The 2,066-nt window shown below is 60.1% G+C and carries 4 protein-coding genes; all 4 read right to left on the bottom strand.

The window, feature by feature from the left end; all coding sequences use genetic code 11:
• Window positions 1-75 precede the first annotated feature (75 nt).
• Window positions 76-474: a hypothetical protein gene (locus CF70_RS32045; protein WP_035875443.1), complete on the bottom strand. Its 399-nt coding sequence runs from the start codon at window positions 472-474 to the stop codon at window positions 76-78.
• Between the two features lie 184 nt (window positions 475-658).
• Window positions 659-1,132, bottom strand: coding sequence for a glycine zipper 2TM domain-containing protein (locus CF70_RS32040; protein WP_035875442.1), 474 nt, complete (start codon window positions 1,130-1,132; stop codon window positions 659-661).
• A 283-nt stretch (window positions 1,133-1,415) separates the two neighbouring features.
• Entirely contained in the window at window positions 1,416-1,757 is a 342-nt protein-coding gene (locus tag CF70_RS32035) for a DUF3085 domain-containing protein (protein ID WP_035875440.1), read from the bottom strand.
• A 108-nt stretch (window positions 1,758-1,865) separates the two neighbouring features.
• On the bottom strand, window positions 1,866-2,066 hold a 201-nt coding region (locus CF70_RS36830), incomplete at its 5' end, for a hypothetical protein (protein WP_035875438.1).

Raw genomic sequence — 2,066 nt, 5'->3', positions numbered from 1 at the left:
GACGCGATCAAAATGGCATACCGAACCCTTACTAGGGGTTCAGCATGCCATGGATGGTCCGCCGGCTGACGTGCGTCAGGCCACGTTCAAGGCTTCTGCCAAGACCCTCGCCGTTTCCCAGGCGTGGTCACGGCGCGTAACCTTGGCGATCAGCAACTTGCTCACGCAAGCTTCGAGCGCATCACCACCGCCTGCGAAGTGAATCAGGTCGACGTGGACGCCCCAGCTATCCGACAGGCCACGGACGACAGAGACCGCAATGCGGCCTTTGTCGCAGTCCGGCCAGTTCACGCTGGGCAGCAACCCGTAGGCCTTCTCGTTGCGATTCTCGCTATAGTTCGCAGCGCACAGCCACTCGGGATCAAGTTGTGCGGCACGGAGCGTTTTGCCCAGTGCTGCAGCCACCTCCTGCACGGTCTTACCGTTCGTAACGATCGGAGCAACAGCCAGGATGGGTTCAACGATACGTGCCATTTGAATGCCTTAATAGTTGCGCGAGGCGNTCGGAGCAACAGCCAGGATGGGTTCAACGATGTGTGCCATTTGAATGCCTTAATAGTTGCGCGAGGCAAGCATCCCCCGCAAGCGGGGGCGTGCCCCGCAAGGGAGAAGAGACAGAAGGAGAAAGGAAGAAGGCCCGAGAACCCGGACTAAGTCATTAGCGCGTCAGCCGGTAGCCGCTACCACCTGAAACCAGGTAGAGGCGTTCACCAGACACGAACTGTTGGTCGGCATCCTGCGTGACGGCCAGCTGGCGGCCATTGTCCGTGCGGACAATGACCTCCACGCCATCCCGCCGGCTGAACCGGTCCGCTGCCACCTGGGCAACGACACCGGAAACCGTGCCGGACATCGCACCAGCCAGATAGCGGCCGTTGCCATTGCCGATCACGTAGGCGCCCAAAATCGCGCCGACTACCGCGCCGGCGACGCCAGGAAAACCACTGCTGGCCGATACGGGGCCGTCATTGCCGACGATGCTAACTGGCCGCACTCGGACAACAGTTACCTGTTCGGCTGCGCCAGTCCGCAAAGCCTCAGACCCGCGATAGACATTGGGGGAGCTTTGCTGAGCGGCGCAACCGGTAACCAGGGCGCACAAAACAACGAAAATCGGGAACGTCTTGAACATGATGGCCTCGCAGAAAGATAAAGGCCAACATGCCTACGGGCAGGATGGCCCGTAGGGGGGAAAATACTGTGCCAACTGAACAGTCGGCGGGGGTCGATGCGTCGGAGACGCGGTAGGTGCAGCTATGTTATCANAGTCGGCGGGGGTCGATGCGTCGGAGACGCGATAGGTGCAGCTATGTTATCAGGCAAGCCAGCGTTTGGGGAGTCCATTCGAGCCACCTGGCGCGACGATGGCCCCAAACTTATCCGGTCAGCCCGTCAATGCGAATACTGCTTTNAACTTATCCGGTCAGCCCGTCAATGCGAATATTGCTGCGCGTGACGGTGACGCGCACCTTCATGCAGGCCGGCTCGGCGAGCATCTTAACGAGGTCGGCGACGGGAAAGTGCTCGCCAAAGTCGTCACCGCCGAAAGCGCGCCTCGCGTTCTCGTAAAAGTCCTTGTCGACGGCCGGATTGCAGCCCTTAAAGAAGAACAGACGTTTCTGTGAGGGCGCAGAGCCAACGCTGCAACCGATATAGGCGCCGTGATCTTTGGCTATGAAGAAGCGCTGCGTGTTCACCTCTTCGCTGAAGGTAACGAGAGATTGGACTTCCGCGCGGGAAAGGGTGATTTGCGGCATGGATTGCTCCTTTAAATGATGACGGAGCACGCCCGTAAGAGGCTGCCCCTACGGGATGGAATGAACCCGGATCGCGTCATGCGGCCGGATGGAACGAAAGCGCGTGCACTAGAGGTCCGCGCGCTCCCAGCAGTAACTATCGCCGATGGCGTAGCACTTCACGACCGTACCGTCGATGGTCAGGTCCGTGGCGCCGCACCACTGCGGATCGTCGCCTTGCAGGCAGAACTGGTCCGTCGCGTCGCTGTAGTAAAGCTCCGGCATGTGCTCGCGCAGAGCGAGTGCAGCCTCTCGGGTGAAGAATGGGAT

This window comes from Cupriavidus sp. SK-3 (assembly GCF_000611145.1).
Taxonomy (GTDB): domain Bacteria; phylum Pseudomonadota; class Gammaproteobacteria; order Burkholderiales; family Burkholderiaceae; genus Cupriavidus.
This window is presented reverse-complemented; position numbering and strand designations above follow the sequence as displayed.